Consider the following 25,327-nt stretch of genomic DNA (forward strand, 5'->3'; position numbering starts at 1 on the left):
TCACTCTCCGCCGGCCCGCCCTTCCCGGCGCGGGTCGGCCGCACCGATCCAGCCCTTTCCACTGCGCACCACCAGCGCAATGCCGCTGGTCATGTCCATCTCGCGCAGCATGTGCCCGCGGGTCCGCAAACCGTCGATCACGTCCTTCGCCATCCGGCCGCGCTCCACTTCCGTCGGGCCGTTGCGGCTGCCCAGGCGCGGCTGGCTCACGATCTGTGCCGGAGTCAAGCCACCTTCCAGCAAACCCAGCAGCGCCTGGGCCACGTAGTTGGGAATCTGGCTGCCGCCCGGTGAACCAAGCACCGCATAGAGCCGGCCCTGCCGGTCGAACACCAGCGTCGGCGCCATCGAGCTGCGCGGGCGCTTGCCCGCCTGCAGCCGGTTGGCGCCGTCCGTCGAGAAATCCGTGAGCTGGTTGTTGAGCAGAAAGCCACCGGCCATCCGCCGGTTGCCGAAGGCGTCCTCGATGGACGACGTGAGCGCCACCCCGTTGCCGGCCCCATCGACGATGGAAAGATGCGTCGTGGACGGCCGCTCGCCCTCCTCGCCGGGCGCTGCGCAGTCGATGCCCGCCGACCGCCGCGCCGGGCCGGCCATCTCGCCCACCAAGGCCGCCCGCCGGGCGAGGTAGCGCACGTCCAGCAGCGCCGCCACCGGCACCGGATGGAACGCCGGATCGCCCACGCACCCCGCCCGGTCGGCGTAGGCCAGCCGGCCGGTTTCGGCGAAGTGGTGGGCGAAGACGGTCGAATCCTGCGGCACACCCGCAGGCAATGCGCGCCAGATTCCGAGCATCGCCAGCACCGTTGTCGCACCGGAACTCGGTGGCGGAAAGCCGCACACGCGGTAACCACGAAACGGCCGGCACAGGGCTTCCCGGCGGGTCGGCGCGTACGCCAGCAGATCCCGCCGGCCGAGCAGCCCGCGCGCATCCGCCACGTCGGCCGGCAAACCACCCCGCACCGCATCGCTGATCGCCTTGGCCAGAGTTCCCCGACGCAGCGCCTCCGGGCCTTCGGCCGCAATGCGCCGCAGGCTGTCGGCGAGGGCCGGATTGCGCAGACGATGACCCACCGGCCACGCTTGCCCGTCGGCATCAAAGAAATGGGCCTGAAGCGCCGGATCGGCAAAGCGGCCCTCGTGGGCGAGCAGCCGATGCAGGCGTGGCGACACCGCAAAGCCGACTTCCGCCAGCCGGATCGCCGGCTCGAACAGCCGCGCCCAGGGCAGGCGGCCAGACTTGGCATGGGCCGCAGCGAGCATCGCCACCAAGCCCGGCGTGCCGACGGCCCGCGGATCGCGCGCTGCATCGAGAAAGCCCAGCGGCGTGCGCGACCCATCGGTGAAAGGGAAACGGGATGCCGCCAGCGGCGCGGTCTCCCGTCCATCCCAAGCGTCGATCCGGCGGCTGCGGGCATCGAAGTGCATCAGCAGCCCACCGCCGCCGATGCCCGACGACTGGGGCTCGACCACGCCCAGCACCATCTGCGCGGCGATCGCCGCATCCAGTGCCGACCCGCCTTGCCGCAGGACGGCGACGGCGGCGTCGGTGGCGTGGGGATTGGCGGTGACCGCCATGAAGCGCGTGCCCGCGGCGGGCGGTGAAAGCGCGAAACCGGCCGCGATCTCCGGCGGCGGCGGAAGCTCGGCCCGGACGCCCAAGGCGACCAGGCCCAGCGTCAGCAGCACGCCATCAAGGCGCATAGGCGGGCAGGCAGGCCGGGACCAGAGGCAACTGGAGGCGCAGGTAATCCGGCAGCCCGCCGGCAAAGCGGGGCCAGTCCTCGCCTTCGATCAGCGGTCGGCACCAGCGCCGGAAGGCGTCGGTGACGCCAAAGCCGTCCGCCGCGATGAACTCGGCCGGCAGCCGACGTTCCAGGTTGCCCACCGCCTCGAAGGGCGACAGGTTGGTGCGCCAGCGGTAGGGCGAATCGGCGAGCCGTTCTATCCCCACCACGCCCTGCTGCCCCGCCAGCGCGCGCCGCACCGCTGCCTTGCCCACCGCCGCCGCCTGGGCCGTGTCGGTCTTGGAGGCCAGATGCCGGGCCGAACGCTGCAGGTAGTCCGCCAGCGCGTAATGCACTTTGTAGCCAAGGCAGGCGTGGATGCGCTCGGCCACCACCTCGCCGGCGCCGCCGAGCTGGATGTAGCCCTTCTGGTTGCGATCCTGCATCGCCAGCACCTTGCCGTCGGGCCCGCAGATGCCTTCCGCCACCACCACCGCGCAGGCGCCGACCCGCTCCACCACCGCCTTCACCCGCGCCAGGAAGGCCGCCTCATTGAAGGCGACCTCAGGCAGCAGGATGAGGTGCGGCGCGGCGTCGGCGTCCTCGGCGGCCAGGGCGCAGGCCGCGGCGAGCCAGCCGGCGTTGCGCCCCATCACCTCCAGCACGAAGGCGCGGCCGTCGTTGGTGGTCATCGCGGCGAGATCCAGCCCCACTTCGCGGACGGAGGTGGCCAGATACTTGGCAGCGGAGCCGAAACCCGGGCAGCAATCGGTGCCGACGATGTCGTTATCCACCGTCTTGGGCACACCCACCACGCTGAGCGGATAACCCCGGGCGTCGGCGGCGGTCTGGATCTGGCGGCAGGTTTCCATCGACCCGTTGCCGCCGTTGTACAAAAAGTAGCGCACGTCGTGGGCTGCCAGCACCGCAAACAGCCGGTCGTACTGGGCCGGGTTGCGCTCGAGCGGGTCGAGATCGAAGCGGCACGAACCGAACGCGCCGCCCGGCGTGGCACGCAGGCGCCCGAGATCCGCGTCGCTGATCCCGGCGGTATCCACCAGCGTCTCGCGCAGCACGCCGAGAATGCCGTTGCGCGCGGCCAGCACGCGGCCGATGCGGTCCGCGTGGGATCGGGCCTCGTCGATCACGCCCGCCGCAGACGCGTTGATGACGGCGGTGACGCCGCCCGACTGGGCATAGAGGAGATTTCCGTGAAGCGGGTTTGCTGTCATCGCATCCACCGTGCAGCGAACCGACGTTCGCCGCCCAGAAATGAAAAGGGCCGGCTGTGAAGGCCGGCCCTGATGCTGCGCGCGGAGCGCTTACTTCAGTGCGTCAAAGGCGCGATCGCGGATTTCCTCGACCTTGCCAAGACCAGCGATCTTGCGATACTGCGGAGCGTTCGGCTCGCCGTTCGCAGCCCAATCCGAATAGTAGGCCACCAGCGGCTTGGTCTGGGAGTGATACACGTCCAGACGCTTCTTGACGGTTTCTTCCTTGTCGTCGTCGCGCTGGATCAGCGGCTCACCAGTTTCGTCGTCCTTGCCTTCAACCTTGGGCGGGTTGAACTTGACGTGATAAGTACGGCCGGAAGCCACGTGAACACGGCGACCGGACATACGGCCGATGATTTCCTCGTCCGGCACGTCGATCTCGAGCACGAAATCGATGGGCACGCCAGCGGCTTTCATGGCCTCGGCCTGCGGAATGGTGCGCGGGAAGCCGTCGAACATGTAGCCGGACTGGCAGTCGGCCTCCTTCAGACGATCCTTGACCAGACCAATGATGATGTCGTCGGACACGAGGCCGCCGGCATCCATGACCTTCTTGGCTTCGATACCCAGCGGGGTGCCGGCCTTGACGGCCGCACGCAGCATGTCGCCGGTGGAAATCTGCGGAATACCGAATTTTTCCTTGATGTAATTGGCTTGAGTGCCCTTGCCGGCTCCCGGCGGTCCCAACAGAATCAGACGCATGCTTACCCTCCTCTGGTTATTGTCGCAGCGATGTGGAACAACGAACTTAACTTGAAACTTACGTAAGGTCAAACACGCGGCGGACCCGCTCGAGATCGTCGGCGGTATCGACGCCCGCGGGCGGCGCGTGATCGAGCACCATGACCTGGATCGGGAAGCCGTAGGCCATTGCCCGCAGCTGTTCGAGGGCTTCCCACTGCTCCAGCGGCGAAGCCGCGAGCGTGGAATAGCGCTTGAGAAAACCCGCCCGGTAGGCGTACAGGCCGATGTGCCGGAAAGCCGGCAACCCGGCGGGCAGCGTGCTGCGGTCGGCGGCGAAGGCATCCCGCGCCCAGGGGATCGGTGCCCGGGAGAAATACAGCGCGCGTCCATCGGCCCCCATCACCACCTTGACGACGTTCGGGTTGAAGAACTCGTCGACGGATTCGAGGGGATGGCAGGCGGTGGCGATGGCGGCGGCCGGATCGGCGGCGAGCGCGGCGGCGGCATCGGCGATGAGTTGCGGCGGAATCAGTGGCTCGTCGCCCTGCACATTCACAACAAGGGTGTGATCGGCCCAGCCCAGTTGCGTCGCAACTTCGGCGAGGCGGTCGGTGCCGGAGGGATGATCGGCGGAGGTGAGGATCACCTTGCCGCCGGCCGCTTCGACCACCTCGGCGATGCCGCTGTGATCGGTGGCCACCCACACTTCGTCGGCACCGGCCTGCACGGCCCGGTCGAGCACGCGCAGGACCATCGGCTTGCCGGCGATGTCCAGCAGCGGTTTGCCCGGCAGCCGGCTCGACGAATGGCGGGCCGGGATGACGATCTTGAACGGGACGCTCATCGGGCCTGGGCGAGTTCTTCTTCGGTCAGGGGGCGGGCTTCTTCTTCGAGCATCACCGGGATGCCGTCGCGGATGGGGTAGGCCAGCCGGGCGCTGACGCTCCACAGCTCCTGCTTGTCCTTGTGGAAGTCGAGCGGGCCCTTGGTGATGGGGCAAACCAGGATTTCAAGCAGTCGGGGATCCATCGATCTTCTCCACAATCAGTTCTGCCGCGCCCGGCGCAAGCTGCGCCCGGACCGGCCACACCCAGCTGTCAGCCGGGGCGAAAGGCGCGCATTTTACCGCATCCTTCTCGGTCATCAGAAGCACATCGCCATGCGGCACCGCCACATCGGCGGCAGTGAAGGCGTGGTGATCGGCGAATGGCCGACGTTCGATGGCCAGGCCCATGGCCTCGAGCTGGGCAAAGAAGCGCTCGGGCCGCCCAATGCCGGCCATCGCGTGGACGCGCCGCCCCTTCAGATCGGCCGGCAGGCAGTGCTCGGCCCGTTTGCCTACGCGCTCGAAAGCGCCGCCGACGAGATGGAAATCAAACACCGGCACCGGCTTCACCGCTGCCGCCAGATCGGCCGAGAGCCCACCGTGGGCAAGGATGACCGTCGCCTCGCTCAGCCGCCCGACGCCTTCGCGCAGCGGGCCGGCGGGCAGGCGCAGGCGGTTGCCGAGGGTTGCCTCGTCCACCACCACGATTTCCACGTCCCGGGCCAGCCGGTAATGCTGCAGGCCGTCGTCGGCGATCAGCACGTCCACATCGGGATGCACTGCGAGCAGCGCCCGCCCCGCCGCCGGGCGATCGCGCCCGACAAAAACCGGGCAGCCGGACGCCGCTGCCATCAGCACCGGCTCGTCGCCAAAGCGAGTTGGGTCGCCACCCACGGGCACCTCTGCGACGCCCTCGACCGTGCCGCCGTACCCGCGACTGACGATACCCGGCCGCCGACCACGAGCGCGGAGTTCGGCCGCCAGCCACAGGGCGATCGGCGTCTTGCCGCTGCCTCCTACCGCGATGTTGCCCACCACCACGACCGGCACCGACAGCCGTTCGGCTTTTTTCAGCCCGAGGGCGAACAGCCCGCGACGCGCACCGGCGAGCAGGCCAAAGAAAAGTGAAAGGGGAAGCAGGCTCCATGCCGCCGCCCCGCGGTGCTGCCAGAAGCCGGGGGCGCTGCGTGGCATGGAGAAGAAAGGAGACGGAAAAGGATTAGCGCTGGGCCGCCTGGGTGGCGAAGGAGATGTGCACCAGGCCAGCCTGCTGGGCCGCCTGCATCACGTCGATCACGCGCTGGTGGGCCGCCTTGGCGTCGGCATTGATGATGACCACCGGATCCTTGGCGCCGGCCGGCACCACCGCCTGCATCGCCGCAGCAATGGCCGGTATGCCGGTGCCACTGACGGCACGCTTGTTGATGACAACCTCGCCAGTGGCGGTGACGGCCACGTTCACCTCGACGGCCTTCTCGTTGCTGGCCTGGGCGTCGGCCGTGGGCAGGTTGATCTCCAGCCCGGCAAAGCGCGAATAGGTGGTGGTGAGCATCAGGAAGATGATGATCACCAGCAGCACGTCGATCATGGGGATCAAGTTGATCTCCGGCTCCTCGCGGGAGCGGCCACGGCCGAAATTCATGGGATCTGCCTCAGCGACGTTCGCCGTGAACCACTTCGACGAGACGGATCGCCTGCTGCTCCATCTCGATCACGAAGCCATCGACGGTGGCACGGAAGTGGCGCCAGAAGATCATGCTCGGCATCGCGATGACCAGACCGAAGCCTGTGTTGTACAGCGCGATGGAGATGCCGTGGGCCAGCTGCTGGGGGTTGGAACCGCCCGGCGTCTGGGAACCGAAGATCTCGATCATCCCGACCACGGTGCCGAACAGGCCCATCAGCGGGCTGATCGAGGCGATGGTGCCGAGGGTGGTGAGGAAGCGCTCCAGATCGTGAGTCACGGCGCGGCCGGCCTCTTCGATGGATTCCTTCATCACCTCGCGGGAGCTGCGCATGTTGCGCAGGCCGGCCGCGAACACCCGGCCCATCGGCGAACTGAGGGCCACGCGGTTGATCATCTCGGGGGTTGCGCCGGTCTGACGCAATTCAGCCACGACCTTTTCGAGCAGGCCATCGGGAAGAATCTTGCTGCGGCGCAGCGTCAAGAGCCGCTCGATGATCAGCGCCACGGCAACGATGGAAGCAAACAACAAGGGCCAGATTGGCCAGCCGGCAGCCTGAAGAATGGCGAACACGCGAGGACTCCTGCGAATCGTACGAAGCCCGAGAATGTAACCTGCCCTCGGGAGGAGAGCAACACGAAACGCGCTCAGGACAATCCACAAAATCTGTGGATAACTTTGTGGATTGTTGCCCGGCGAACACCCTAAACCCGCAGCGGGTAAGGCTTTTTCCTACTCGGGTCAAAAATTAAGCGACAAGCACTTTCGTTTAAAATCAACAACTTACAACTTTTAACCCAAGTCAAGCCCGGCGGCCGGTTTTTTTTGACGTGGATCAGAGGTACATGTGGATTCCGGTAGAATCCGCGCCCATGAACCCCCTCCGAAATTCTGCAGAAGTCAAGCCCGGCGAAGTCGTTTCCGTCTCATGGCTCAACCGCGCCGCGCGCGAGGCGCTGGAGGGCAGCATCCCCCTTTTATGGGTCGGCGGTGAGATCTCCACCCTCACCCGCGCCGCCTCCGGCCATCTCTACTTCACCCTCAAGGATGCCGACGCACAGGTGCGCTGCACCATGTGGCGCAACCGCGCGCAGATGCTTCCTTTCAAACTCGAGCACGGGATGCGGGTGGAAGTGCGCGCCCTCGTCACCCTCTTCGAGCCCCGGGGTGACTACCAGCTCAATGTCGAGTCAGTGCGCCACGCTGGCGTGGGCAACCTGTATGAAGCCTTCCTCCGCCTCAAGGCGCGGCTGGAAGCCGAAGGGCTGTTCGATCCGGCGATCAAGCGCCCCCTGCCCCGCTTTCCCCGCGGCGTCGCGGTGGTCACCTCACCCCAGGCTGCCGCCTGGCAGGACGTGATCGCGGCCTTTGCCCGACGCGCTCCGCACCTGCCGCTGTGCCTGTATCCCACCCTCGTCCAGGGCGACGGGGCCCCCGCCCGCATCGCCGCGGCGATCCGCCGGGCCGGCGCCCGGGCTGCAGCCGACGGCAACGACGTGCTGCTGCTGGTGCGCGGTGGCGGCAGCCTGGAAGACCTCGCCGCCTTCAATGACGAAGCCGTGGCCCGGGCGATCCGCGCCTGCCCGCTGCCGGTGGTGGTCGGCGTCGGCCACGAGACCGACGTGAGCATCGCCGACTTCGCCGCCGACCTGCGCGCCGCCACGCCCACCGCCGCCGCCGAGATCACCAGCGCGGGCTTCGTGGATCTGCGGGATCACCTGGAACGCCTGTCGATGCGCATCTGCCGCGCCATGCAGCGGCGCTTCGAGACCGCCGCCCAGCGTCTCGACCGGGCTGCCGCGCGGCTCACCCACCCGCGCCAGCGCATCGAGCAGGCCCGCCTGCGCCTGGGCAACCTGGAGCAGCGCCTGCAGGCCCGCATCCAGCGCCAGCTTGCCGCCAGCCAGGCCCGAACCACCGCGCTGGGGTTGCACCTCACTGCCCGCCGGCCCGATCTGGCCGCCCGCAAGCGCACCGTCGACACCCTCGCTGCGCGGCTGGAGCGCGCCGGACGCAGCCTCATCCAGCGCCAGCAGAATCGCCTCGACGCCCTCGGCCAGCACCTCTCCCACCTCGATCCGAAGGGCGTGCTGGCGCGCGGCTACAGCATCACCCGCGACGCCGACGGCGGGATCGTGCGGGACGCGGCGAGCCTTGAACCCGGTTCGCGTATCCGGGTCGAATTCCACGTCGGCGAGGTCGATGCAACGGTGAACAGCAAAAAAGGCTGAACCCGGTGCAAAATAACGCATGGTGCAGCGGCAGCCGGATGAGGTCTGGCCGCGTCCGATTGTGCAGTGAATCAAATCCCGACTAGAATAGTCGGGCAATTGAAACCCCAACCAAAACCCGGAGAACATCAATGGCTCACACCCTGCCCGAACTGCCCTACGCCAAGAACGCGCTGGTTCCGCACCTGTCCGAAGAGACCTTCGATTACCACTACGCCAAGCACCACAACGCCTACGTGGTCAATCTGAACAACCTCGTCGCCGGCACCGAGTACGAGAACCTGTCCATCGAAGAAACCTTCCTGAAGGCCCCGGCTGGCGGCATCTACAACAACGCCGCCCAGGTCTGGAACCACACCTTCTTCTGGAGCTGCATGAAGCCGAACGGCGGCGGCGCTCCGACCGGCGCGCTGGCCGACGCCATCAACGCCAAGTGGGGCTCCTTCGACGAGTTCAAGAAGGCTTTCCAGGCTTCCGCCGTGGGCAACTTCGGTTCCGGCTGGACCTGGCTGGTCAAGAAGGCTGACGGCAGCGTCGACATCGTCAACACCGGCGCCGCGGGCAACCCGCTGAAGACCGGCGAAGGCAAGCCGCTGCTGACCATCGACGTGTGGGAACACGCCTACTACATCGACTACCGCAACCTGCGTCCGAAGTTCGTCGAAACCTTCCTGGCCAGCCTGGCCAACTGGGATTTCGCCTCCGCGAACTTCGCCTGATCGCCGGCTGAATCAGCGCAGCAAAAAGCCCCGGGGAGGGTCACCTCCCCGGGGCTTTTTCACGTCTGCCGCCTGGCGGCGATCAGGCTGCCGCCGTGAACCAGCGCCGCTGCAGCCACAGCGACACATTGACCAGCCCGATCATCACCGGCACCTCGACCAGGGGCCCGATCACCGCCGCGAAGGCCGCGCCCGAGTCGATGCCATACACCGCCACCGCCACCGCAATCGCCAGCTCGAAGTTGTTGCTGGCCGCGGTGAAGGACAGCGTCGTGCACTTGCCGTAACCCGCCCCGGCCTTGCGGCTCATCGCAAACGACGCGAAGAACATCACCACGAAGTAGATCAAGAGCGGGATTGCGATGCGCACCACATCCATCGGGATGGTGACGATCATCCGGCCCTTCAGGGCAAACATCACCACGATGGTGAACAGCAGCGCCACCAGGGTGATCGGCCCGATCTTCGGCACGAAGCGGCTGTGGTACCACTCCTTGGATACGTAGCGCAGCATCACCACCCGGGTGAGCACCCCGGCCACGCAGGGGATGCCCAGGTAGATCAGCACGCTCTCGGCGATCTGGCCGATGGAGATATCCACCACCACCCCGGTCAGCCCGAACAGCGGCGGCAGCACCGTCACGAAGAACCACGCATACACGCTGTAGAACAGCACCTGGAAGATCGAGTTGAAGGCCACCAGCCCGGCGGCGTATTCGGTCGAACCCTTGGCGATCTCGTTCCACACGATCACCATCGCGATGCAGCGGGCCAGCCCGATGAGGATCAGCCCAACCATGTACTCCGGCTTGTCGGGCAGGAAGATCACCGCCAGCGCAAACATCAGCACCGGCCCGATCACCCAGTTCTGCACCAGCGACAGGCCCAGCACCTTGCGGTCGCAGAAGACGTCGGGCAGCTCCTCGTAGCGCACCTTGGCAAAGGGCGGGTACATCATCAGGATCAGCCCGATGGCGATGGGGATGTTGGTGGTGCCCACCTGAAAGTGGTTGATCGCCCCTTCGATGCCCGGCACCAGATTGCCCAAGGCCACGCCCAGCGCCATGGCGGCAAATATCCAGACCGTCAGGTAACGGTCGAGGAAAGACAGTTTGCGGCTTACTTCACTCACGATTCACCTCGATGACCACGGCCGATCTCGTCGAGCTCGTGCTTGAGCGCCATGCCGTCCAGCTTGGCAATGGGCAGGCTGGCAAACAGCGAGATGCGCCGATGGAGGATCAGCAACGCCTGGGAGAAGGCGTGCTGCCTGGCTTCGACCGAGCCCTCGACAGCCGCCGGGTCTTCCAGCCCCCAATGGGCCGTCATCGGCTGACCGGGCCACACCGGGCACACCTCGCCGGCGGCGTTGTCGCACACGGTGAACACGAAATCGAGATGCGGCGAATCAGGGCCGGCAAACTCGTCCCAGCTCTTGCTGCGCAGCCCCTCGGTGGGCATGTGGTTGCGCTTCAGGAGTTCGATGGCCAGCGGATTGACCTGTCCCGCCGGGTGGCTGCCGGCGCTGAAGGCCCGGAAGCGCCCCTCGCCCACCTTGTTGAGGATGGCCTCGGCGAGAATGCTCCGGGCCGAATTGCCGGTGCACAGGAAAAGCACGTTGTAGATCTTGTCCGACATGTCACGCTCCTTGGTTGGCTTGGGTCCGGCGGACCATTTGGCAAAGACGTTCCACGCCCACCGGCTCGTCGCGCAGCAGCGGCACCAGGGCGTAGCGGCTGGCGTGGCGGGTGGCCACATTTTCGATCTCGGCCAGCTCGTTGCGGGCGCGCCGACGCAGCAGCGCCGACCTCGGCCCGGCCGCGGCCACGCTGTTGTTGATGACCCACGCCCACGGCTCGATGCCGGCGCGGCGCAGGTCGGCCTGTAGGTTGGCGGCCTCGAGCACCGGCGTGGTCTCGGCCAGGGTCACGATCAGCACCTTGGTCCGCTTCGGGTCCTGGAGCTGCATCATCGGCGTGGTGAAGTGGGCGGTGCCGCTGCCCATCTGGCGCACGATCTCCCGGTGATAGGCGCCGGTGGCGTCGAGGAGCAGCAGGGTGTGGCCGGTGGGCGCGGTGTCCATCACCACAAACTTGCGCCCCGCCTCGCGGATGATCCGGGAGAAGGCCTGGAAGACGGCGATCTCCTCGGTGCAGGGCGAGCGCAGGTCTTCCTCCAGCAGCGCCCGGCCCTGGGCGTCGAGCTTGGCGCCCTGGGTGTCGAGCACATGCTGGCGGTAGCGTTCGGTCTCGGCAGCCGGGTCGATGCGGCTGACGGTGAGCTGATCCAGCGAGCCTTCCAGCGTCTCGGCCAGGTGGGCGGCCGGGTCGGATGTGGTGAGATGCACCGGCAGGCCGCGCCGGGCGAGCTCCACCGCCACCGCCGCGGCGAGGGTCGTCTTGCCGACGCCACCCTTGCCCATCAGCATCACCAGCCCGTGGCCGTCGGCGGCGATGCCATCCACCAGCCCGGCGATGTCCGGTGCGGCGGGCGGCGGCACCGGCGCCTCGTCATCAGCCCGATCCGCGGGCGCGAAGAGCTGGCGCAGCGCGTCCAGCCCCACCAGGTTGAAGGGCTTGAGGGCGATCCAGTCGGTGGGCAGGCCGGCGAGCCCGGCGGGCATCGCGGCGAGAGCCGCCTGCTCCCGGGCGAAGATCGCGGCGGCGAGCGGGTCGCCCTCCGCCTCGCCCGCCGGCAATAGGCCGTTGATGACCAGGAACTGCCGGTCGATGCCGATGGCGGCGAGCTCGTCGTGGGTGCGCGCCACTTCGCGCAGGGTGGCCTGCTGGGCGCGGGCCACCAGCACCAGCCGGGTGCGCGCGCCATCGGCCAGCGCATCCACCGCCGCCTTGTACTGGCTGCGCTGCTTCTCCAGCCCGGCCAGCGGGCCGAGGCAGGAAGCGTCGCCCTTCCCTGCCTCGAGAAAGCCGCTCCACGCGCCGGGCAGCTGCAGCAGGCGGATGGTGTGGCCGGTGGGCGCGGTGTCGAAGACGATGTGCTGGTAGTCGTGGGTCAGGCTGGAATCCACCAGCAGCCCGGTGAATTCGTCAAAGGCGGCGATCTCGGTGGTGCAGGCGCCGGATAGCTGCTCCTCGATGCCCTTCACCACGCTGTCGGGCAAGAGCCCGCGCACCGGCCCGACGATGCGGTCGCGGTAAGCCTGGGCGGCCGCCTGCGGGTCGATCTCGAGGGCCGAGAGGTTGGGCACCGCGGGGATCGGCGTGATCCGGTTGCCGATCTCCACGCCAAAAACCTGCCCCACGTTGGAGGCCGGGTCGGTGCTCACCAGCAGCACGCGCCGGCCGCGGGCGGCGAGGTCGATGGCGGTGGCGCAGGCGATGGAGGTCTTGCCCACCCCGCCCTTGCCGGTGAAGAACACAAAGCGCGGCAGCGCCTCGAGGAATTGCATGGCGGCCTCCGGGCTCAGCAGCACTTGCTGCCGCTGCAGCAGGGCTTGGGCGCGTCCGGCGCCACGTCGGCCAGGCCCAGCCAGCGGGCGATCTCGGCCCGGGCCGGGTAGCGGCCGGCCAGCGCCACTTCGCCATCCAGCAACACCAGCGGCAGCGCCTCGGCGCCGGAGCGCTCCAGGAAGCCCTTGACCACCGGGTTGCCGGCAAAGGCCAGGGGCTCTTGGGCGAGATTGAAGCGTTCGACGCTGGCGCCCTGCTGGCGCGCCCAATCCACATCGGCAGAGAACTGCACAAGGGCCTGATCCACATCCACACCGCACACGCCGGTGCTGCAACACAGGGCCGGATCGAAAATCTGGAGGGTTTTCATTTTGACGTTCTTAATAATGTTGAAATATGGATTACGGCAAAAGCTGGCCGATGCGATCGAGCTCGGCCTTCAGCGCGGCGCGGTCGTGCTGGAGGGTTTCCAGCGGCAGCGCCAGGAAGGCTTCGATGCGGGCGCGCAGGATGCGGTAGGCGGTGACAAAGGCCGCGTCGATCTCGGCGTCGGTACCGGTGGCGTGGGCCGGATCTTCCACGCCCCAGTGGGTGCGCAGCACGGGGCCGAGATAAACCGGGCAGGTTTCGCCGGCGGCGCTGGCGCACACGGTGACCACCACGTCCGGCGTCACGGGCAGCGCGTCCCACGATTTGCTGTGGTAGCCATCGGTGGCGATGCCTTCCCGCGCCAAGAGCGCGAGCGACCGGGGATGCACGTAGCCGGCGGGCTTGCTGCCGGCGCTCAGGGCTCGCCAGCCGGCCGGCGCCAGGTGGTTGAAGGTGGCCTCGGCGAGGATCGACCGGCAGGAATTGCCGGTGCACAGAAACAGCACGTTCATGGTCAGGGTTTTCCGTCGGTGGCGGGGATGGGCGGCAGCACGGCTTCGGGGCAGCACGAGGCGGCCCGCAGGTCGGCGCATTTTTCGGGCTGGCCGGAACAGCACTCTTCGGTGAGATAGGCGATCAGATCGAGCATCAGCGGGATGTTGGCCCGGTAACGCTGGAAGCGCCCCTCCTGCTCCACCGACACTAGCCCGGCGTGGGCCAGCGCCTTGAGGTGGAAGGACAGGCTGGACGGCGAGATGTCCAGCGCCGAGGCGATGTCGCCCGCCACCATGCCCTCCGGCCCCTGGCGGACGAGCAGCCGGAAGGCTTCCAGCCGCCAGCCGGACGAGAGGGATTCGAAGATCGTGGTTGCTGTTCTGGTTTCCATGCAGCAACTATACAACGCTTCAACAACTATTGAAATGAAGATTCCGTGAAACCCCACCGGGGTTCACAGCTGCATCCACACGCCGCCCGGCTCGCGCTCCACCGCGATGCCGGTGGCGGTGGTCGTGTAGGTGAGGAAGCACATCTGGCGCGGGTCCGACAGCACCGCCGGGTTCAGCACCGCGTACACCTCGCCAGTGCAGCGAGCCGAGGCGGTGACGAGGCCGGGGTGGCCTTCCCGGTGCAGCCGCGCGCCCACCTGGTGGGTCAGACCGTAATCGACGGGATCGACCAGCGCCGGAAAGGCCAGCGCCGTGGGGCGCAGATCCACCAGCGCCGCATCGCAGCGCACCCGGTAGCACTTGCGGTCGATGCGCACACCGGGCTGGGTGAAGCCGGCGTCGTCCAGCAGCCCGCTGCGCCAGTGATGCACGGTTTCGTGGACGCTGGTCTCCACCGTATCGGCGCCGTACCACACGCCGAAGCTGCCGTCGGAATAGCGGCTCTTCATCCAGTGGCGGAAGGGATAGTGGATGGCGTCGTTCCAGCGGGCGTCCTCGAAGGGCCGGTCGATCACCGGCACCGGCGAGACGAACATCCGCGGCTTGGTGGCGAGCTCGAGCTTGATCGCCGTCTGCCAGTCGGCCGGGTTGTCGGAAAGGTCGTCGAACAGATCCTGCGAGACGCGGATCGACACGATGTTGCGCACCAGATCGCCGTGGGTTTCGGCGAGGCGCGCCTGGGCGAATATCGGGTCGATCACTGGCCACGCGCCCGGTCGAGGTAGGCCAGCACCATCAGCAGGCCGGCAAAGCCGAACTCGCGGATCACGTCGATGGGCGAACGGTGCTCGAAGGCCCGGTTGCGGGTCTTCATCCACGCATAGGCCAGCTCGCGGTTATGGGGAAAGAGCAGCCGCAGGTTCTTGTGGATGCCCAGCAGGTGGCCGGCCCGCTCCAGCGTGTCGCGGCTGCCCGACAAGGCCTCGCCCTTGCGGTAGCGCGTCAGCACGGCGCGATTGGAAGTGGCAAAGCCGAGGGCGTCGAGCTGCTCTTCGGTGCTGAGTTTCCAGTGGTCGAAGAGCTGCATCAGCATGCCTGCCACGGCCTTGCGGTCGATGTCGTCGGTGACGGCGGCTTGAGGGGCGTTCATGATGGGCTCCGGGATGCGTTGTTGCAATTGTAACCCTGAAAGTTTCAAAAGCAACAGTGAAGCCGTGAGGATTGAGGAGAGATGAGTGAGGAGGCGCAGCAATGAAAAACGGGCCGCTCGGGCCCGTTTTTCATTGCCTTGTGCGGGCAAGCCCGCTGGCGCTTACACCACCACGGTCTGGGCCTGGCCTTCGGCGCGGGCTTCGATGGTGCCAAGCTTGTACACCGTCTCGCCGGTGGAGCACAGCTGGGCGGCGGCCATTTCGGCGTCTTCAGCGGCAACGATCACCACCATGCCGACGCCGCAGTTGAACACCCGGTACATCTCCTGGGCGTCCACGTTGCCGGCGTGCTGCAGCCACTGGAACAGGTAGGGCATCTCCCACGCGTCCTTCTTCAGCACGGCGGTGAGGTTGTCGGCCAGCACGCGGGGCACGTTTTCGAGCAGGCCGCCGCCGGTGATGTGGGCCATGCCCTTCACGAGACCGGCGCGCTTTTCCATCAGCGCGAGCAGCGACTTCACGTAGATGCGGGTCGGCTCCATGATGACGTCCTTCAGCTTGCGGCCGTGGAAGTCGCCTTCGAGGTTCGGCTTGGCGATCTCGATGACCTTGCGGATCAGGGAGTAGCCGTTGGAGTGGGCGCCGCTGGAAGCGAGGCCCAGCACCACGTCCCCCGGGCGGATGGTGGAGCCGTCGATGAGGTTGCATTTGTCGACCGCGCCCACCGCGAAGCCGGCGAGATCGTATTCACCATCGGGGTACATGCTCGGCATCTCGGCGGTTTCGCCGCCGATCAGCGCACAGCCGGACAGCTCGCAGCCCTGGGCGATGCCCTGGACGACGGTGGCGGCGGTGTCCACATCGAGCTTGCCGCAGGCGAAGTAGTCGAGGAAGAACAGCGGCTCGGCGCCCTGCACCAGGATGTCGTTGACGCTCATCGCCACCAGATCCTGGCCGACGGTGTCGTGCTTGTTGAGCTGGAAGGCCAGCTTGAGCTTGGTGCCCACGCCGTCGGTGCCGGAAACCAGCACCGGCTCCTTGAACTTCTTGGAGATCTCGAACAGGGCGCCGAAACCGCCGATGCCGCCCAGCACCTCCGGGCGCATGGTGCGCTTGGCAAAGGGCTTGATGCGGTCGACCAGGGCATCGCCGGCATCGATGTCCACGCCGGCGTCACGATAAGTAAGGGAACTCATGGGTTCTGTGATCTCTTCAGAAGCGTCCGGATGCCACCGGGAACGCTCATCGGATTGAGCACCCCGCCGGAACCGGCTACATTAACGGGCCTTGCGCCGGGGTTTTGGCCCCTGCCACGCAAACAAACCCGAATTTTAGCCGAAATGTCGCCGGCCCGCCCCTGCCGGGTGCGCCGTCGCAACAATCGCGTGCCCCCATCCGCGTGAAGCAACTCACCCTCGACCTGCGCGCCGACTCACCGCCGCTGCTGGAAAATTTCGTCGCCGCTGCCAACGCCGACCTGCTCGCCGCCCTCTACGAAGCCGTGCCCGTGGCCGATGTGCCCCAGCACCTCTTCCTGTGGGGCGACGCCGGCAGCGGCCGCAGCCATCTGCTCAAGAGCGTCGTCACCGCCGCCGCCCAGGCCGGCCGCCCCGCGTGCTACCTGCAGGCCGCCGATGTCGGCGCCACCCTGCCCGAAGCGCCCGGCCTGCTGCTGGCGGTCGATGACGTGGAGGCCCTCGGCCCCGACGCCCAGATCGCTCTGTTCCGCGCCTTCAACGCTGCCCGCGGCCAGAAGATGACCCTCGTCACCAGCGGCGCGGTGGCCCCGCTGCAGCTGGCGCTGCGCGAAGATCTGCGCACCCGCATCGGCCAGAGCCTGATCTTCGAGGTCAAGGGCCTCACCGACGACGACCGCAACGCCATCCTCCAGGCCCAGGCCGCCACCCGCGGGCTGCGCCTCGAACCCGAGCTGGTGCAATACCTGCTGCGCCACGGCCGGCGCGATCTCACCAGCCTGCTGCGCACCCTCGACGCCCTCGACGCCGCCTCGCTCGAACGCAAACGCGCCGTCACCCTGCCCCTGCTGCGGGAAGTCCTGCAGCGCGACCCGACCCTTTAAGCGCACACCATGGAACTCGTACTTTTCGATCTCGACAACACCCTGCTCGCCGGCGACTCGGATTTCGAGTGGGCCCAATTCCTGATCTCCAAGGGCGTGCTCGACAAGGAAGTCTACGAAGCCCGCAACCAGCAGTTCTACGACCAGTACAAGGCCGGCACGCTGGACATCTTCGAGTTCCTCGACTTCCAGCTGAAACCCCTGGCCCGCCACAGCCGCGCCCAGCTCGACGCCTGGCACCAGGAGTTCATGGACACCCGCGTCCGCCCCATGATGACGCCCAAGGCCCAGGCCCTGGTTAAGCAGCACCTGGATTCCGGCGCGGTGGTGGCCATCGTCACCGCCACCAACAGCTTCGTCACCGGCCCGATCGCCCGGGCCTTCGGCATCCCGCACCTGGTTGCCACTATTCCGGCCCAGGAAGACGGCGCCTTCACCGGCAAGCCCCGCGGCACCCCGGCCTTCAAGGCCGGCAAGATCGAGCGCGTCGAAGCCTGGCTCGAAAGCCTCGGCCTGTGCTGGGAGAGCTTCGCCAAAAGCAGCTTCTACAGCGATTCCCACAACGATCTGCCGCTCATGAACAAGGTCGGCAACCCGGTGGCCGTCGACCCGGACGACACCCTGCGGGCCCACGCCGGCAATCACGGCTGGCCGGTGATCTCGCTGCGTTAAACCACTCACGGCCGGGCGTTCCGGCCGGCTCAAGTTCGCGGGCATCGGGCCGTTAGGATTGCGTCATCCAATCACGCGCAGCCCTGAACCCCGAAGCCATATCTCAAGCGGGGCTGCGTCACATCGCCAGCCCCGATGAAGAACGCCTCCTCCCCCCACGCCAGCCTCAAATGCATCGCGCTGGCCCTGGCGGGCTGCTCCGCCTGCGCCCACGGCGCCGACGACCTGACCGAGCTGTCCCTCGACCAGCTCATCGACGTGCCGGTGGTGAGCGCCTCGCGCTTCGAGCAGAAGGCCTCCGAGACCACCGCCGCCGTCAGCGTCGTCACCCGCGACGACATCCGCCAGTACGGCTGGCGCACCGTCGCCGAGGTGCTGCGCAGCCTCCACGGCTTCTACACCCATAGCGACCGGGGCTACGACTACGTAGGGGCCCGCAGCTTCGCCCGCCCCCAGGACTACAACACCCGCGTGCTGCTGCTGGTCGATGGCCAGCGGGTCAATGACGCCATCTACGACCAGGCCTACATCGGCACCGACGGCATCATCGACCTGGACATCGTCGATCGCATCGAAGTCATCCGCGGGCCGGGCTCGTCGATCTACGGCGGCAACGCCGTGTTCGGCGTGATCAACCTCATCACCCGCAGCGGCGCGCAGCTCGATGGGGGCGAACTTGGCGCGCGCATCTCCAGTCACAACACCATCGACGGCCGGGCCAGCGTGGGCAAGCGCCTCGACAACGGCGCCGACTTCCTCGCCTCGGTCTCCGGGATGAACGCCACCGGCCCGGCGCTGTACTTCCCCGAGTTCGACACTCCGGCCACCCACAACGGCCACACTGCCCACACCGACTACACCCGCCAGGGCAGCGTCTTCGCCCGCGTCGGCATCGACGGCCTGCGCCTCACCACCGCCGCCAGCCGGCGGACCAAGGGCGTGCCCACCGGCGCCTTCGGGGCCGAGTTCAACGACCGCGGCCACGCCTTCATCGACACCCAGAGCTACCTCGCCGTCGACTACACCCGCGCCCTCGACGCCGCCACCGAACTCTCCGGCCGCGCCTACCTGTCGGACTACACCTACTCGGCCCCCGCCCTTCTGGGCACGCCGTCGGTACGCAACCACGACGAAGCCCACGGCAGCTGGTACGGCGTCGAGCTCAAGCTGGTAAGCAGCCTCTCGGCCCGCAACAAGCTCGTCGCCGGCATCGAGCACCAGCGCAACCGCATCCAGAACCAGCGCAACTACGATGTGGCCCCCTACCGGCTCAACGCCGACGACCACCGCCAGAGCGAGCGCAGCGGCGTGTTCGTGCAGGACGATTTCCAATGGACGCCCGACCTCAAGCTCTCGGTGGGCGGCCGGGTGGATCAGGTCACTGGCCAGGGCGCCCAGTTCAGCCCACGGCTGGGCGCGGTGTATCGGCTGTCGGCCCAGACGGTCTGGAAGCTCCAGTACGGCACCGCCTTCCGGGCGCCCAACGTGTACGAGAGCAACTACAGCTACGCCGGCAGCGCCATCGCCAACCCGCGCCTGCGCGGCGAAAAGATCACCACCTGGGAAACCAGCGTCGAGCACTACCTGGACAGCCAGACCCGCCTGCTCGGCACCGCCTACGTCTATCGCCTCGCCGGCCTGATCGACCAGACCACCGAAGCCCGCTCCGGCCTGCTCCAGTACGTCAACGCCGGCCGCAGCTCGGCCCGCGGTGTCGAGCTGGAGATCGAGAAGCTGTGGACCAACGGCGCCCGCCTGCGCACCAGCCTCGAACTCCAGCACGCCCACGACGCCACCGGCAACGATCTCACCAACTCGCCCAACGTCATCGGCAAGCTCAACCTGTCGGTGCCCCTGCCCTGGCAATCCCTGCGCCTGGGCACCGAGGCCCAGTGGCTCGCCGCCCGCAAGACCCACGCCGGCACGGTGCCCGACCACGGCCTCGCCAACCTCACCCTGCTGCGCCCCATGGCCGGCAACCACTGGGAATGGTCGGCCTCGGTCTACAACCTGTTCGACAACCGCTACTTCGACGCCACCGCCTACGACCCCACCGTGCCCCAGCGTGACCGCCTCGCGCAGGACGGCCGCAGCTATCGCCTGAAGGCGGTGTACCGCTTCTGATGGCTGCCCGCGTCTTGACCGCCTTCCTTCGCCACCACGCCGTGTACCTGGCCCTGTGGGCCCTGCTCGCCCTGGCCAGCCCGGCTGCGCCGGCCGCCCCGGAGATCGCCGAGGAGAACGCGGTGAAGGCCGCCTTCATCTACAACTTCGCCAAGTTCTCCGAATGGCCGGACGACCCGTGGAGCCGCGCGCCCCGGCTGCGCATCTGCGTCACCGGCAACGGCAGCGACCTCACCGAGGCCGTCGCGGCCCTCGAATCCAAGCCCCCGGTGCGCGGCAAGGCGGTGGACGTGCGCCTCCTCGCCCGCGCCGATGAAGGCGGCCAGTGCCACATCCTGGTCATCACCGGCCGCGCCAGCGCGCTCCCGGTGCTCCAGTCGCTGGGCAGCGCGCCGGTGCTCACGGTGGGCGAATCCGACGGCTTCGCCAGCGCCGGCGGCGTGATCGGCCTTTACATGGAAGGCGACAAGGTGCGCTTCGAGGCCAACCCGGATGCCGCCCAGCGGGCCGGGCTCAAGCTCAGTTCCCAGATCCTCCGGCTCGCCCGGCTGGTCCGCGACGGCAAGGGAGGCCGCTGATGTCCGCCACCGAACGCCCGCCCTCGCTCCTCGAAAAGCTCCTCCGGGCGGGGTCGCTGCGCAAGAAGCTGCGCCTCATCAACCTGCTCACCACCGGCAGCGCGTTTCTCATCGCGGTGCTGCTGCTGGCGGTTCACGACTACTTCGAACTGCGCTCCACCTTCATCGAGGAAGCCCGCACCAAGGCCGAGTTCGTCGGCCGCAACAGTGCCTCGGCGGTGGTGTTCGACGATCAGGTGGCGGCCGAAGGCTTCCTGCGCTCCCTGGCCGACGACCACCAGGTGCGCTTCGCCGCCCTGTGGAAAGCCACCGGCCAGCCCCTCGCCACCTACACCCAGGCCGGCACGGGCACCGCCCCGGTGCTCGCCCAGGCGCCGGCCGCCGGCTACCTCCTCAGCCTGTCGGCGCTGGACGTCACCCAGCCGATCCGGGTCGATGGCGCCCAGGCCGGCGCGGTGACCCTGCGCTTCGACCTGGGCAAGCTCTACCTGCGCCTCATGTGGCACATCATCGCCTTCGCGGTGGTGATCCTCATCGCCCTGGCCATCGCCCACGGGCTGCTGGCGCGGCTCAACCAGACCATCACCGACCCCATGACCCGCCTCGTGGACGTGATGGACCGGGTCACCGCCGGCGCCGACTACGGCATCCGCGCACCGGTCGACTCCAGCGACGAGATCGGTGAGCTGGCCCGGGGCTTCAACGCGATGCTCGAACAGATCCAGGAGCGCGACCGCAGCCTCGCCAGCCACCGGGACCAGCTCGAACACAAGATCGAGATCCGCACCCTCGAACTGCGCCGCGCCAAGGAACTCGCCGAGGCCGCCAACCAGGCCAAGAGCGATTTTCTCGCCACCATGAGCCACGAGATCCGCACGCCGATGAACGCCATCCTCGGCATGACCGAGATGCTCCGGAGCACGCCCCTCAACGCCCAGCAGGCGCGCTTCTCGGACGCGGTGTACCAATCCGGCGAGCACCTGCTCAACATCATCAACGACATCCTCGACTTCTCGAAGGTCGAGGCCGGCAAGCTCGAGCTCGAAACCATCGACTTCCACCTCCGCCAGCTCATCGAGGACGTGGGCTACATGTTCGCCCGCGCCGCCGAGGCCAAGGGCGTCGAGCTGGTCTGCGCGGTGCCCCACGACGCCCCGCTCGCCCTGTGCGGCGACCCTGTGCGCCTGCGCCAGATCCTCACCAACCTGATGAGCAACGCGGTCAAGTTCACCCACCAGGGCGAGATCGTCATCCGCGCCCAGCTGCTGGACGAAGACGACGCCCGCGCCCGCTTCCGCATCGAGGTCAAGGACAGCGGGATCGGCATCGCCCCCGACGCCCACGACCGGATCTTCAGCGTCTTCTCCCAGGCCGACAACTCCACCACCCGGCGCTACGGCGGCACCGGCCTCGGGCTGGCGATCACCCGCCGGCTGGTCGAGCTGATGGGCGGCCGCATCGGGCTGGACAGCACCCCGGGCGAAGGCGCCCGCTTCTGGATCGAACTGCCCTTCACCAAGCAGGACGCCGACGCCCGCACCGGCGTCGACCCGGCCGGGCAGCTCAATGGCCGCCGCGTGCTGCTGGCGGTGGACAACACCAGTCAGCGCCAGGCCATCGGGCAGATCGTCCGGGGCTGGGCGATGCAGCCCGCCGGCGTCGCCACCGGCACCGACGCCTTGCGCGCCCTCGAACACGCCGCCGCCCGGCACCAGCCCTACGACCTCGCGATCATCGACCTGCACCAGCCGGAGATGGATAGCGCCCGGCTGGTGGACGCCATCCGCTGCCACCCGGCCCTCGCCCGCCTGCCCCTGCTCATCGTCGCGCCGGTCGGCACGCAGGGCAGCGCCGGCCAGCCGTCGATCGCCGATGGCGTGCTCACCAAGCCGGTGCGCCAGTCCGACCTTTACGACGCCATCGCCACCGCCCTCTTCCGGGCACCCGCCAAAGCCCCTGCAAGCACTGCCGCCACCAAGCCGGCCACCGGGCTCGCCGGCCACGTGCTGGTGGCCGAGGACAACCCGGTCAACCAGCAGCTGGCGCTGGCCATGCTCCAGTCCTTCGGCCTGCAGTGCACCCTCGCCCACAACGGCGTCGAGGCCGTCGAGAAAGTCCGCAATGGCCGCTTCGACCTGGTGCTGATGGACTGCCAGATGCCCGAGATGGACGGCCTCGAAGCCACCGCGCGGATCCGCGTGCTGCAGGACGAAGGCCAGATCCGCCCGCTGCCGGTGATCGCCCTCACCGCCAACGCGGTGTCCGGCGACCGCGAGCGCTGCATCGCCGCCGGCATGGACGCCTACCTCAGCAAGCCCTTCACCCGCGAACAGCTCTCGCAGATGCTCGCCACCTGGCTGCCCGGCGGGCGCGCCGCCGCCCACGAACCCGCAGCCGCGCCCACCGCCGCGCCCCTGCCCGCCGGCGACGCCCCGATCAACCCGGCCGCCCTCGACGCGATCCGCCGCATCCCCGGCCCCAACGGCCCCGCCCTCGTCGAGCGGGTGATCCGCAGCTTCCTCGCCGAAACCCCGCCGCGCCTCGCCGAACTCGGCCGCAGCCTGCGCGAGGCCGACGCCGAAGCCCTGCGCCGGACGGCCCATTACCTCAAGTCGAGCACCGCCCACGTGGGCGCCGAGGTGCTCACGGCCCAGCTCAAGGCCCTCGAAGCCAGCGCGCGCACCGCCAGCCCGGATGCCACGCAGCGCCTTCTGGCCACCATCGAAGAAGAGTGGTCCCGGGTACGCGATGCCCTGCAGGACACCCTCGAAGGAAACGTTCCCCATGTCGAACCCTGATTCCCTCCCGCCACCCCGCGTCCTGATCGTCGACGACGACCACACCGCCCGCCTGCTCGAAAGGGAAGCCCTCGAACAGACCGGCTTTGCGGTCATCGAAGCCTGCGACGGCAACGAAGCCCTCGCCGCCGTGGAGCACCAGCCGCCCGACCTGATGCTCCTCGACGTGGACATGCCCGGCGTCGACGGCTTCGAGGTGTGCCGCCGGGTCCGCCAGCGCTGGGCCGCCTGCGACATCCCCGTCATCATGGTCACCGGGATGGACGACCTCGCCTCGATCAACCTCGCCTATGAGGTGGGCGCCAACGACTTCATGGCCAAACCCATCAACTGGCCGATCCTGGGCCACCGGGCCCGCTACGTGCTGCGCGCTGCCGAGAGCGTGCGCGTCCAGTCGGCCCTCGAAGCCCGCCAGGCCGCGATCGTGCGCGCCATCCCGGACATGCTGTTCACCCTGCGCGGCGACGGCACGATCCTCGACGCCAAGGCCGGCGCCGGCCGCCGCGACGCCATCCAGCCCCGGCTGTTCATCGGCAGGCGGGTGACCGACGTGCTGCCCGAAGCGCTCGCCGCCGAGGTCGCCGATAACCTGCACCGGGCGATCCGGGAGGGCATGCTCCAGGCCCTCGTGTTCACGCTGCCCGCCGACGGCCAGGACCGCCACTACGAGGCACGTCTCGCCCGCAGCAGCCAGGATCAGGTGATCGCCGTGGTGCGCGACATCACCCGCGAGAAGCAGAACGAAGAGAAGATCCGCCGGCTGGCCTACTACGACCCGCTCACCGGCATGCCCAACCGCCAGCATTTCGTCGAGCGGCTCGAGCAGGAGCTCCAGCGCTCCGCCCGCGAGCGCCGCAAGCTCGCCCTGCTGTTCCTTGATCTGGACGGCTTCAAGCGCATCAACGACACCCTCGGCCACGACACCGGCGACGTAGTGCTGCGCGAAGTGGCCCTGCGCCTGAAGGAGAAACTGCGGGTCAGCGACATCGTCTCCCGGCCCGGCGCCGACGAACCCAGCCCGCCCCTGCACCTGGCGCGGCTGGGTGGCGACGAATTCGTGATCGCCCTGCCGTCCCTCGAAGACGCCCGCGCCGCCATCCAGATCGCCCAGCGGGTGCGCAGCGCCCTCGCCCGGCCCTTCCGGGCAGAAGACGCCGAGGTGAGCATCGGCGCCAGCATCGGCATCGCCATGTACCCCGAAGACGGCACCGACGCGGCCACCCTGCTCAAGCACGCCGACACCGCCATGTACCACGCCAAGGAGCGCGGCCGGAACAACTGGCAGATGTACAGCGAGGACCTGACCCATCAGGCGGTCGAACGACTCAAGCTCGAGAACGACATCCGCAAGGGGCTGGAGCGCGGCGAGTTCGTGCTGCACTACCAGCCCATCGTCGACACCGCCGACAGCAGCATCGTCGGCGTCGAGGCGCTGCTGCGCTGGCAGCACCCGGAGCGCGGGCTGCTCGAACCCTCGGCCTTCATTCCGGCTGCAGAAGAGAGCGGGCTGATCATCCCCCTCGGCCACCGGGCCCTGGACGCCGCCTGCGCCCAGGGCGCCGCGTGGCAGCGGGCCGGCATTGCGCCGGCGCGGATCGCCGTCAATCTGTCCGGCCGCCAGCTGCGGATGCCGGATTTCACCCACGGACTGATGGCGCTCCTCGCCCACCACGGGCTCGATGCCGGGCGGCTGGTGCTGGAACTCACCGAAGGGCTGGTGATGGACGGCGACCCGGCCATCGCAGCCGAACTGCACCAGCTGCGGGCGGCCGGCGTGCATTTCGCGCTGGACGATTTCGGCATCGGCTATTCGTCCATCGCCCACCTCAAGCGCCTGCCCATCGGCAGCCTGAAGATCGACCGCAGCTTCGTCCACGGCCTGTTCGACAACCCCAACGACGCGGGCATCACCACCGCCATCCTGGCAATGGCCCGGCATCTGGGGCTGGACGTGGTGGCCGAAGGCGTAGAGACCGCCGCCGAGCGGGATTTCCTGCGGAACGCCGGCTGCCGGACGATGCAGGGCTACCTGTTCTCGCCGCCGCGCCCGGCCGCCGAGATGGAAACCCTGCTGCGGGACGCCCTGCGCGAGCCGGCCTGAACCAGCCTGAC

At 68.2% G+C, this 25,327-nt stretch carries 25 protein-coding genes; 8 read left to right on the plus strand and 17 right to left on the minus strand.

Annotation, left to right across the window (positions count from 1 at the left end):
- From Q0672_RS03380 to Q0672_RS03415, 8 genes are all read right to left on the minus strand, one after another.
- Positions 1–1,704: a gamma-glutamyltransferase family protein gene (locus Q0672_RS03380; RefSeq protein ID WP_298619683.1), complete on the minus strand. Its 1,704-nt coding sequence runs from the start codon at positions 1,702–1,704 to the stop codon at positions 1–3.
- Positions 1,694–2,959 carry a 6-phosphofructokinase gene (locus Q0672_RS03385; protein WP_298619686.1) on the minus strand — a complete coding sequence of 422 codons (1,266 nt, stop codon included), beginning with the start codon at positions 2,957–2,959 and terminating at the stop codon, positions 1,694–1,696. The genes Q0672_RS03380 and Q0672_RS03385 overlap by 11 nt, the downstream gene beginning before the upstream one ends.
- 90 nt (positions 2,960–3,049) lie before the next feature.
- Positions 3,050–3,703, minus strand: a complete 654-nt coding sequence (gene adk / locus Q0672_RS03390; protein ID WP_153160944.1) for an adenylate kinase — start codon at positions 3,701–3,703, stop codon at positions 3,050–3,052.
- 58 nt (positions 3,704–3,761) lie between these two features.
- The gene (gene kdsB, locus Q0672_RS03395) at positions 3,762–4,529 is read right to left on the minus strand and encodes a 3-deoxy-manno-octulosonate cytidylyltransferase (protein WP_298619689.1); all 768 of its coding nucleotides are present in this window, start codon (positions 4,527–4,529) and stop codon (positions 3,762–3,764) included.
- On the minus strand, positions 4,526–4,714 hold the full coding sequence (locus Q0672_RS03400) for a Trm112 family protein (protein WP_141348759.1): 189 nt from the start codon (positions 4,712–4,714) through the stop codon (positions 4,526–4,528). The genes kdsB and Q0672_RS03400 overlap by 4 nt, the downstream gene beginning before the upstream one ends.
- Positions 4,695–5,705, minus strand: coding sequence for a tetraacyldisaccharide 4'-kinase (gene lpxK / locus Q0672_RS03405; protein WP_298619696.1), 1,011 nt, complete (start codon positions 5,703–5,705; stop codon positions 4,695–4,697). Before lpxK ends, Q0672_RS03400 begins: the two co-directional genes overlap by 20 nt.
- A 25-nt stretch (positions 5,706–5,730) precedes the next feature.
- Positions 5,731–6,153 carry a biopolymer transporter ExbD gene (locus tag Q0672_RS03410; protein WP_153160941.1) on the minus strand — a complete coding sequence of 141 codons (423 nt, stop codon included), beginning with the start codon at positions 6,151–6,153 and terminating at the stop codon, positions 5,731–5,733.
- Between the two features lie 10 nt (positions 6,154–6,163).
- Complete coding sequence (locus Q0672_RS03415) at positions 6,164–6,769, minus strand: MotA/TolQ/ExbB proton channel family protein (RefSeq protein ID WP_153160940.1); 606 nt, start codon at positions 6,767–6,769, stop codon at positions 6,164–6,166.
- A 299-nt stretch (positions 6,770–7,068) separates the two neighbouring features.
- Here Q0672_RS03415 and xseA point away from each other — a divergent pair, with 299 nt between their 5' ends.
- Together xseA and Q0672_RS03425 are read left to right on the plus strand one after the other, a co-directional pair.
- On the plus strand, positions 7,069–8,427 hold the full coding sequence (gene xseA, locus Q0672_RS03420) for an exodeoxyribonuclease VII large subunit (protein WP_298619701.1): 1,359 nt from the start codon (positions 7,069–7,071) through the stop codon (positions 8,425–8,427).
- Between the two features lie 131 nt (positions 8,428–8,558).
- Positions 8,559–9,146 carry a Fe-Mn family superoxide dismutase gene (locus tag Q0672_RS03425; protein WP_153160938.1) on the plus strand — a complete coding sequence of 196 codons (588 nt, stop codon included), beginning with the start codon at positions 8,559–8,561 and terminating at the stop codon, positions 9,144–9,146.
- A gap of 82 nt (positions 9,147–9,228) precedes the next feature.
- Here the strand turns inward: Q0672_RS03425 and arsB are convergent, their stop codons facing one another.
- The 9 genes from arsB to purM all read right to left on the minus strand — a co-directional run bounded on the left by arsB (position 9,229) and on the right by purM (position 16,159).
- The gene (gene arsB, locus Q0672_RS03430; RefSeq protein WP_298619706.1) at positions 9,229–10,278 is read right to left on the minus strand and encodes an ACR3 family arsenite efflux transporter; all 1,050 of its coding nucleotides are present in this window, start codon (positions 10,276–10,278) and stop codon (positions 9,229–9,231) included.
- The gene (locus Q0672_RS03435; RefSeq protein ID WP_298619710.1) at positions 10,275–10,784 is read right to left on the minus strand and encodes an arsenate reductase ArsC; all 510 of its coding nucleotides are present in this window, start codon (positions 10,782–10,784) and stop codon (positions 10,275–10,277) included. Before Q0672_RS03435 ends, arsB begins: the two co-directional genes overlap by 4 nt.
- Before the next feature lies 1 nt (position 10,785).
- The gene (arsA, locus tag Q0672_RS03440) at positions 10,786–12,555 is read right to left on the minus strand and encodes an arsenical pump-driving ATPase (protein ID WP_298619711.1); all 1,770 of its coding nucleotides are present in this window, start codon (positions 12,553–12,555) and stop codon (positions 10,786–10,788) included.
- Positions 12,556–12,569: 14 nt separating this feature from the next.
- On the minus strand, positions 12,570–12,926 hold the full coding sequence (gene arsD / locus Q0672_RS03445; protein WP_153160934.1) for an arsenite efflux transporter metallochaperone ArsD: 357 nt from the start codon (positions 12,924–12,926) through the stop codon (positions 12,570–12,572).
- 31 nt (positions 12,927–12,957) lie between these two features.
- The gene (locus Q0672_RS03450) at positions 12,958–13,437 is read right to left on the minus strand and encodes an arsenate reductase ArsC (protein ID WP_298619715.1); all 480 of its coding nucleotides are present in this window, start codon (positions 13,435–13,437) and stop codon (positions 12,958–12,960) included.
- 2 nt (positions 13,438–13,439) lie between these two features.
- On the minus strand, positions 13,440–13,811 hold the full coding sequence (locus Q0672_RS03455; RefSeq protein WP_298619717.1) for a helix-turn-helix transcriptional regulator: 372 nt from the start codon (positions 13,809–13,811) through the stop codon (positions 13,440–13,442).
- A gap of 63 nt (positions 13,812–13,874) precedes the next feature.
- Positions 13,875–14,573, minus strand: a complete 699-nt coding sequence (locus tag Q0672_RS03460) for an RES family NAD+ phosphorylase (RefSeq protein WP_298619719.1) — start codon at positions 14,571–14,573, stop codon at positions 13,875–13,877.
- Positions 14,570–14,962, minus strand: coding sequence for an MbcA/ParS/Xre antitoxin family protein (locus Q0672_RS03465; RefSeq protein ID WP_298619722.1), 393 nt, complete (start codon positions 14,960–14,962; stop codon positions 14,570–14,572). Before Q0672_RS03465 ends, Q0672_RS03460 begins: the two co-directional genes overlap by 4 nt.
- Before the next feature lie 162 nt (positions 14,963–15,124).
- Entirely contained in the window at positions 15,125–16,159 is a 1,035-nt protein-coding gene (gene purM / locus Q0672_RS03470; RefSeq protein WP_298619724.1) for a phosphoribosylformylglycinamidine cyclo-ligase, read from the minus strand.
- Between the two features lie 203 nt (positions 16,160–16,362).
- Here purM and hda point away from each other — a divergent pair, with 203 nt between their 5' ends.
- The 6 genes from hda to Q0672_RS03500 all read left to right on the plus strand — a co-directional run bounded on the left by hda (position 16,363) and on the right by Q0672_RS03500 (position 25,316).
- Positions 16,363–17,043: a DnaA regulatory inactivator Hda gene (gene hda / locus Q0672_RS03475; protein ID WP_153160928.1), complete on the plus strand. Its 681-nt coding sequence runs from the start codon at positions 16,363–16,365 to the stop codon at positions 17,041–17,043.
- A gap of 9 nt (positions 17,044–17,052) precedes the next feature.
- Complete coding sequence (locus Q0672_RS03480) at positions 17,053–17,715, plus strand: HAD family phosphatase (RefSeq protein ID WP_153160927.1); 663 nt, start codon at positions 17,053–17,055, stop codon at positions 17,713–17,715.
- A gap of 135 nt (positions 17,716–17,850) precedes the next feature.
- The gene (locus Q0672_RS03485; RefSeq protein WP_298619728.1) at positions 17,851–19,839 is read left to right on the plus strand and encodes a TonB-dependent receptor; all 1,989 of its coding nucleotides are present in this window, start codon (positions 17,851–17,853) and stop codon (positions 19,837–19,839) included.
- Positions 19,839–20,417, plus strand: a complete 579-nt coding sequence (locus tag Q0672_RS03490; RefSeq protein ID WP_298619730.1) for a YfiR family protein — start codon at positions 19,839–19,841, stop codon at positions 20,415–20,417. The genes Q0672_RS03485 and Q0672_RS03490 overlap by 1 nt, the downstream gene beginning before the upstream one ends.
- Positions 20,417–23,215, plus strand: a complete 2,799-nt coding sequence (locus Q0672_RS03495) for a response regulator (RefSeq protein ID WP_298619732.1) — start codon at positions 20,417–20,419, stop codon at positions 23,213–23,215. Before Q0672_RS03490 ends, Q0672_RS03495 begins: the two co-directional genes overlap by 1 nt.
- Positions 23,202–25,316, plus strand: coding sequence for an EAL domain-containing protein (locus Q0672_RS03500; RefSeq protein ID WP_298619734.1), 2,115 nt, complete (start codon positions 23,202–23,204; stop codon positions 25,314–25,316). Before Q0672_RS03495 ends, Q0672_RS03500 begins: the two co-directional genes overlap by 14 nt.
- The last annotated feature ends 11 nt before the right edge of the window (positions 25,317–25,327 follow it).

The sequence above is a fragment of the uncultured Zoogloea sp. genome, assembly GCF_937894855.1.
GTDB classification, from domain to species: Bacteria; Pseudomonadota; Gammaproteobacteria; order Burkholderiales; family Rhodocyclaceae; genus Zoogloea; species Zoogloea oryzae.